Origin of the sequence: Shewanella sp. 11B5 (genome assembly GCF_002836795.1) — a bacterium.
In the GTDB taxonomy this organism is placed as follows: domain Bacteria; phylum Pseudomonadota; class Gammaproteobacteria; order Enterobacterales; family Shewanellaceae; genus Shewanella; species Shewanella frigidimarina.
Map to the genome: position 1 here is coordinate 1 of NZ_PJAP01000375.1, position 7985 is coordinate 7985.

General features: G+C 42.5%; 5 protein-coding genes. 2 read left to right on the forward strand and 3 right to left on the reverse strand.

Translation table 11 applies throughout. The features are described from left to right. Positions 1 to 265: 265 nt before the first annotated feature. From CXF78_RS08500 to CXF78_RS08510, 3 genes are all read right to left on the reverse strand, one after another. A complete protein-coding gene (locus CXF78_RS08500) occupies positions 266 to 1273 on the reverse strand; it encodes a LacI family DNA-binding transcriptional regulator (RefSeq protein WP_041412857.1) in 1008 nt (335 codons plus the stop codon). A 55-nt stretch (positions 1274 to 1328) separates the two neighbouring features. Beyond that, positions 1329 to 2657 carry a glycoside-pentoside-hexuronide (GPH):cation symporter gene (locus tag CXF78_RS08505; protein WP_011636789.1) on the reverse strand — a complete coding sequence of 443 codons (1329 nt, stop codon included), beginning with the start codon at positions 2655 to 2657 and terminating at the stop codon, positions 1329 to 1331. Between the two features lie 91 nt (positions 2658 to 2748). After that, entirely contained in the window at positions 2749 to 4080 is a 1332-nt protein-coding gene (locus tag CXF78_RS08510) for a GH1 family beta-glucosidase (RefSeq protein ID WP_102036513.1), read from the reverse strand. A 382-nt stretch (positions 4081 to 4462) separates the two neighbouring features. Between CXF78_RS08510 and fucP the strand changes: the two genes are divergently transcribed. Both fucP and CXF78_RS08520 read left to right on the forward strand, forming a co-directional pair. Further along, complete coding sequence (gene fucP / locus CXF78_RS08515; RefSeq protein ID WP_102036514.1) at positions 4463 to 5770, forward strand: L-fucose:H+ symporter permease; 1308 nt, start codon at positions 4463 to 4465, stop codon at positions 5768 to 5770. Positions 5771 to 5779: 9 nt separating this feature from the next. Further along, the coding region (locus tag CXF78_RS08520; protein ID WP_102036515.1) for a glycoside hydrolase family 3 protein at positions 5780 to 7985 on the forward strand (2206 nt) is incomplete at its 3' end.

The window sequence follows — 7985 nt, forward strand, 5'->3', positions numbered from 1 at the left end:
CTAGTTTTTTAGCTGTTGTTTTTAAATGGTTTTCTATTTATGGGTATTTTGCGTAAAAATGTAAGCGCTTTCTTTTGGTGGCGTAATTGTTAATGGTTTAATTTGTAAATTGTCTGACAAATCGGCTGATAAAGAGGCATCTAAAACGATTAAGTTGGCCGTTCAATAGATAAGGATTTTCGGGAATCATATTATGCGGGGGCTTTTTACATAAAAAAGCACAAGCAATATACTGCTTATGCTTTTTCTGTTTAGGCTAAGTCTATTAATCGTGAGAAATGGCTTGAGATGAACTTCGTATAAATAACTCTGGCTTAAATGAACTCTCAACAATCACTTCTTTGTCATTATAGACTTCTTGAAGAACCCATCGTGCCGCCATTTTGCCCATTTCGTGAATAGGGTTACTCACGGTAGATAACTTGGGCGAAATATACTGTGGGAAGGGGATGTTATCGTAACCAATAAATGAAATGTCATCAGGTACGCGGATTCCGTGTTCTAAACACACCGCAATAGCCCCAGAGGCCATTTGATCATTCGCACACACAACTGCAGTGATGGTTTTATTCATCGACAATAAACGTTCCATCGCCTCACAACCGCCAGCTTCTTTAAAGTCACTTTCAATGCAAAGGGTGTCATCAAAATCGATATTGTATTGTTGCAATGCTCGTTTATGCCCTTTTAGACGATCTCTCACATCGAGCTTAAACAATGGCCCTGAAATGTATGCGATGTCTTTATGGCCAAGTGATAAAATGTGCTCGGTAGCCATGAAACCACCTTGTTCATTTTCAAGATAAACACAGCGTTCTTTGATAGCGTCGATATAGCGGTTAATAAATACCACAGGTGTTGAGCCTTTACTGAGTTCAATCAAGTAATCGTCTGATACAGCCTCAATGTCCAAAATAAGGGCATCACAGCCGCGACTCATTAAAAACTCAACCCCTTCTTTCTCTTGCTTCTCGTCGCTATGACCAGCAGCAATAATCACGTGCTTATTAGCTGTTCGAAGGGCGGTTTCAATTTCTGTCATCATAGGACCATAAAAAGGCCCGTCAAGCTGAGACACCAAAACCCCGACACTGTTTGAACAGTTCGAGGCAAGCGACTGTGCAATGGTATTAGGCCGGTAACCTAAGGCTTTCATTGCATCGAGTACTTTTTGTTTGGTTTTATCGCTGACTTTGGTGTTGTTGTTCATGACTCGGGACACAGTCGCCAGAGACACACCAGCCATTACGGATACATCGTAAATAGTTGCCATATAATGAGTATTTAAAAGCCATCTTGGAGCACATTGCTCCAAGACTAACATGCTTTTATTTTGCTTCTCTATTTAATTCTAAGTGAATTTGGTCCACTTTTTGATTATCTAAGGTGTACCAACGCATTACAAAAGCCACCACTAATGAACCAATAGCAGGGTAAATAGTGAATGATAATAATATTCCTTGTTGAGTATGCTCCGTTTGCATGGTATCAGGCTGATAACCATAACCCGCTAATAACCACCCCGCAGAAGCGCCACCAATGGCAACACCCAGTTTGATAAAGAAAATCACTGAAGAATAAATCATCCCGGTAATACGCACGCCGTTTTTATATTGGCCATAATCGACAACATCAGCCATTTTTGCCCACAATAGTGGGGTGGCCATGTTGAAGGTAAAGCCCCAGATAATAAACATGCCAAAGGCGAGTACGACTTGATCGCTAGGTACAAAGTAGCTCACTACGCACATCGCTGCCGCAAGGAGTTGCAAGGTGATATAAGCTTTAACTTTACAAAAGCGTTTAGCCAAAGGCTCAGCTAAAATACAGCCAAATATATTACCGACCATTCCTAGGGTGATAAAGAGGGTGATGGAGTCTGGCATGTTAAGGAAATATTTAACGTAGTAAATGGCTAAACTGGTGCGTAACACCATGCCTGATAATAAACATACTGCTGCAATAGCAAGGACACGCCACTGGTCATTTTTGAGCATGTCGGTAAAGTCTTTCTTAAAGCTAGATTGTTGATCAACCGGCGGGTGTAGGCGTTCCTTAGTGCCCCAGAAACAGGCTAAAAACATCGCAACGCCTAAGATGCTCATGGCGGTAATCGTCAGTTGATAACCTTTAGCTTGGTCGCCTTCACCTAAGTACTCAACAAGGGGTAAGGTTAAGCCTGAAACGAGTAAGCCGCCCAACATCGCAAATACAAAACGGTAAGATTGTACTGACACTCGCTCTTTTGGATCGGCCGTTAACACGCCGCCTAATGCACAATAAGGGATATTAATGGCGGTGTAGACCATCATAAGTGCGGTATAAGTGACGAAGGCATAAATCATTTTGCCGTCTTCGGTTAAGTCTGGGGTGGTAAAGGCTAAAACACTGATAAAACCAAAGGGTAGGGCAAACCACAAAAGATAAGGTCTAAACTTACCCCAGCGGGTATTGGTGCGGTCTGCTAGCGCGCCCATTAACGGATCGGTAACCGCATCAATTAAGCGTACTGCTAAAAACATGGTGCCGACAAATGCTGGCGAGATACCGAAAATGTCGGTATAGAAAAAAGTTAAAAACAGCATGACTGTTTGGAACACAATATTACTGGCAGTGTCCCCGAGTCCGTAAGCTATTTTTTCTCTGGTGCTTATCATACATGCCTCAATTATTGTTATTTGTTAAAATGATGCGACCGTTTGAATAGAACAAAGCCGTTTATACAACGGCTTTGTTCTGATTAACATATTATTTTCGTGCGCTAATAAAATCTCTATAAGCATGTGCACTGGCTTTTAAGGTGCGTTTTTGAGTTTCGTAGTCTACATAGACAATCCCAAAACGTTTTAAGTAGCCTTCAGCCCATTCAAAATTGTCCATTAAACTCCATGCAAAATAGCCGACAACATTAACACCTTGTTCAATGGCATTGTTTACTGCATTTAAGTGGGCGTTATAGTATTCGAGTCTGTCTTGATCATCCACTTTACCTTCTATCAATTTATCGTCCATTGCTGCGCCGTTTTCGGTAATGTAGATCGGCGGTAAAGGATAAAGTGCATGCAGTGAAGTCAATAAATCGGTAAAGGATTGTGGGTATATTTCCCAACCGATATCCGTTTTAGGTTTGTCGACCATATCAATTTGGCTAAAACCAGTGGCTGGATCTGCTTTGTACACTGCTCGGGTGTAAAAGTTGATGCCTAAAAAGTCGATAGGTTGAGCAATAATATCAAAGTCGCCTTGTTCAATAACGGGCATATCTTCAGTGGCGAAGTCATTAATAATCTCAGGATAGCAACGGTCAAACAGTGGTTTGATATACCATTGATTAAAGTATTGGTCGGCTTTACTGGCTGCTTCAACATCTGCGGCAGAGTCTGTTGCGCTATAACAAGGCGTGAAGTTAAGCACGATACCATTTTGGCTATTAGGGCTATTTTTTTGCAATACTTTCATGGCTAAACCATGAGCCAATAATAAATGGTGTGCAGATTGACGACCAAATGCTTTAGTGGCTAATCCTGGTGCATGAACACCAATTTCATAGCCTAAATATGAGCTGCAAAATGGTTCGTTAAACGTGGCGTAAGAATACACTCGATCGCCAAATGCTTGAGTGATTTTGTCGGCATAGTCTGCAAACAAATAAGCTGTTTCACGATTTAACCAGCCACCATTATCTTCAATATGTTGTGGTAAATCCCAATGGTATAAGGTCACAAAGGTTTTAATGCCACGACGATTTAGTTCATCAAGCAAATCAGTATAAAACGCGACACCTTGTGGATTGAGGCTGCCATCTTTATGCATTACGCGTGGCCACGAAATGGATAAGCGATAAGCGTCAACGCCCAGCGACTCAATTAAATCGACATCTTCACGCCATAACTTTACATGCTCGCATGCTTGCGAGCCGTCAGAGTTATCACGAATTTTACCTGGCGTCGCACAAAAGGTATCCCATATACAAGGAAGGCGAGAATCCACTGCGCCTTCAATTTGAAAAGAAGCAGTCGCCACACCAAAGGTGAACGCTTTTGAATGCATTTTGGAATCGGCTGGTAACATAATTTTCATATTTAAATTCACTTAGTATTAATTAATTGTGTCTATTTTTATGACTAACTTATTACGTTGAAACACCCTGATAAAAGGCCTTGTGCTACGTTAGCTACGCAGTAAAAAATAAGCTCTCGCGTTTAAAAATCGTTGACATCAGTTATCGATATGTTAAAAATGAAAGCGCTTACATTGAGATTAGTGATTAATTATCCAAAGGTCAATAATTGATTTGGCTAATTATTAAATCCTCATCTGCTTGCACAAGTGTGGAAATGATCATCAGTTAAATGTCTAGGGTTTACGGGGAATTAACTCTTGGCGTGAGATTATTGGTATCCATTCAATGGCGTTATGTACTGCAACCCAAGATAACTATTAACAACAATAAGGGAATGTCATGGCGACTTCACCGCTTCAACCTGAGTTGGCAAATGCCGATTCCACTCACCAGCAGGGTAACTTTCGTTTTGCCTTGATAGCGTTAACCTCGTTATTTTTTATGTGGGGTTTTTTAACGTGTTTAAATGATATTTTAATCCCTTACTTAAAAAACATGTTCGATCTTAATTACACCCAAGCAATGCTAGTGCAGTTCTGCTTTTTTGGTGCTTACTTTATTGTGTCAATTCCTGCTGGCGCGTTAGTGGGTAAGATTGGTTATCAAAAAGGCATTATTACCGGGTTAGTGATTGCTTGTGTGGGGTGTTTACTGTTTTATCCGTCGGCCAGTTATGGCTCTTATAATATGTTTTTATTCGCGTTTTTTATTCTTGCATCGGGTATTACTATCTTGCAGGTGTCAGCAAATCCTTATGTGAGTGTGTTAGGCCCAGCCGAAACCGCATCGTCGCGGTTGACCTTAACTCAAGCATTCAATTCATTAGGCACCACAGTAGCGCCATTTTTTGGTAGCTGGTTAATTTTGTCGACCGTTGAACATGACAGCAAAGTCACTGAGGTTGGCGAAGTCATCGGTCAGTTGTCTGTGCAGCAGCAAGCGAGTGCAGTACAAACGCCTTACCTTATTTTAGCCGCTGCATTATTCGTATTGGCATTCATTTTTATGTTGCTCAAACTACCTTTGTTGGGCAAGCGCGATACTCAATCAACTGCTGCGGTAAAAGGCAGTGCATGGCAATATCCGCATTTGGTGTTGGGTGCAGTCGGTATTTTTGTTTATGTTGGCGCAGAAGTCGGCATAGGCAGTTTTCTTATTAGCTTTATCACTAAAGATGGCACCGGTGGAGTGTCTGAATCGCAGGCGGCGCATTATATTGCCTATTATTTTGGTGGTGCTATGGTCGGCCGTTTTATCGGCGCTGCAGTGATGCAAAAAATCAAAGCAGGCAAGGTGTTAGCATTCAATGCGTTATGTGCGTGTATTTTAGTTGCAGCGGCAATCTTGAGTGCTGGCACCGTTGCGATGTGGGCATTACTGCTGGTGGGCTTGTGTAACTCAATTATGTTCCCAACCATTTTCAGTTTAGCGCTACAAGATTTAAAACGACACACCAGTCAAGGTTCGGGCATTTTATGTTTAGCTATCGTTGGTGGGGCGGTTCTACCGTTATTGCAAGGCATGCTAGCTGACAGCATGGGAATTCAATTTGCCTTTATTTTACCTTTATTATGCTACGGGTTTATTGGTTATTACGGTTTGATTGGATGTGATGCAAAACGTCCAGTATTCGTAGATAAGGTATAAGGAAAGATCATGAGATTAACTCAATTACCGCTTACTGCTAGCGTCAATAAGCCTACTAAAACAAGCTTAGTTGCTTTAGGAATATTGCTGGGATTAAGTGGGTGTGGCGAGAATAACAACGTCAATCAACAAGATAAACAAACAGCAGTTACCCCAGTCATGGTCGATGATACAGCGGCTAAATCTTCGTTAGCCATTTGGCCTGATCTTAAGCCTGCTATCGCCAAAGATACGGCCTTAGAAGCTAAAATCGATGCCTTAGTCGCTAAAATGACCATTGAGCAAAAAGTCGCGCAAATGATCCAACCTGAGATCCGTGATATTACCGTTGAAGACATGCGTAAATATGGTTTTGGTTCGTACCTTAACGGTGGTGGCGCATACCCTAACAATGACAAATACGCGACACCGGCAGATTGGATTGCGCTCGCTGAGTCTTTGTATCAAGCATCAATTGATGACAGTGTTGATGGGATTAATATTCCAACCATGTGGGGCACCGATGCCGTACACGGTCATAACAATGTTATCGGCGCGACGTTGTTTCCGCATAACATTGGTTTAGGGGCAGCGAATAACCCTAAGTTAATTGAACAGATTGCCGCTATAACGGCAAAAGAAGTGATGGTGACCGGTATCGATTGGGTATTTGCACCCACAGTTGCCGTAGTGAGAGACGATCGCTGGGGTCGAACTTATGAAGGTTATTCAGAAGACCCACAAATCGTCAAAGCCTATTCTTACGCCATCGTTGAAGGTCTACAAGGTTCAGTTAATGGTGACTTTTTATCTGATCAACATGTGATTTCAACCGTTAAGCACTTTTTAGGCGATGGCGGCACTGAAAATGGCATCGATCAAGGCGATAATATTGCCAGCGAACAAGACTTATATGACATACATGCACAAGGCTATGTGGGGGGACTCAATGCTGGGGCACAAAGTGTTATGGCATCATTTAACAGCTGGCATGGGGTTAAAAACCATGGCAATAAATATCTGTTAACCGATGTGCTTAAAGATAAATTACATTTCGATGGTTTTGTTGTGGGTGATTGGAACGGTCACGGACAAGTCGCTAACTGTACCAATGAGTCGTGTGCGCAAGCCGTTAATGCCGGTTTAGATATCTTTATGGTGCCAACGGCGGCGTGGAAACCTTTATATGAAAACACCATAGCGCAGGTAAATAATGGCGACATTAGCCAAGCGCGTATTGATGATGCGGTTAAGCGTATTTTACGGGTTAAGTTCCGTGCGGGTTTATTTGATAAGCCAAGCCCTGCCAATCGTCCATTATCGGGCAAAACAGAATTAATTGGCCAAGCAAGTCACCGTGACGTTGCCCGTCAAGCCGTTCGTGAGTCATTAGTGCTGCTTAAAAACAATCAAGGTTTATTGCCTTTAGCACCAAACGCAAAGGTGTTGGTGGCGGGGGATGCCGCGGACAATATCGGTAAACAATCTGGTGGTTGGTCAATTACGTGGCAGGGCACTGATAATCAAAATAGCGACTTTCCTGGTGCGACATCAATTTACGCTGGTATTAATAAATTGGTGGCTCAAGCTGGCGGTAAAGCAACATTGAGTGTTGCAGGTGAATTTGATCCACAGCAGAAACCTGATGTTGCGATTGTTGTGTTTGGTGAAGAGCCGTATGCAGAAGGTAACGGCGACATTGATAACTTAGAATATCAACGTGGAGACAAGCGTGACCTTGCTTTATTGCATAAGTTAACAGCGCAAGGTATTCCCGTGGTATCTGTGTTTATCAGTGGCCGCCCTATGTGGGTTAATGCTGAGTTAAACAGCTCTGATGCATTTGTCGCCGCTTGGTTACCAGGCTCTGAAGGTCAAGGCGTAGCAGATGTTTTATTCACTCAGGCTGATGGTAAAGTTTCGCACGATTTTGTCGGTAAATTATCATTCTCATGGCCTGCGACACCACAGCAAACTCAAGTGAATGTGCCATTAGCTCAACACAATACGGAACAAGCACCAGCTGATTATCAGCCGCTTATACCTTATGGCTATGGCTTAACATATCAATCTACTGCCAGTGATGCGGTCGTGTTAGATAATTTGTCGGAAGACAATTTAGCTGCAACGCAAACTCTAGTCGACTTACCTTTGTTTGAGCGTGCAGTGAAATCACCGTGGTCAATGTACATCGCTAACGCGTCTGAGCGCCAAGGGTTAAGCAGTAGCGTTGCGC

What these genes read in the sequence shown, in the direction of transcription:
- fucP (WP_102036514.1), top strand. Translation starts at nt 4,463, where the DNA reads ATGGCGACTTCACCGCTTCAACCTGAGTTGGCAAATGCCGATTCCACT.
- CXF78_RS08500 (WP_041412857.1), bottom strand. Translation starts at nt 1,273, where the DNA reads ATGGCAACTATTTACGATGTATCCGTAATGGCTGGTGTGTCTCTGGCG.
- CXF78_RS08505 (WP_011636789.1), bottom strand. Translation starts at nt 2,657, where the DNA reads ATGATAAGCACCAGAGAAAAAATAGCTTACGGACTCGGGGACACTGCC.
- CXF78_RS08510 (WP_102036513.1), bottom strand. Translation starts at nt 4,080, where the DNA reads ATGAAAATTATGTTACCAGCCGATTCCAAAATGCATTCAAAAGCGTTC.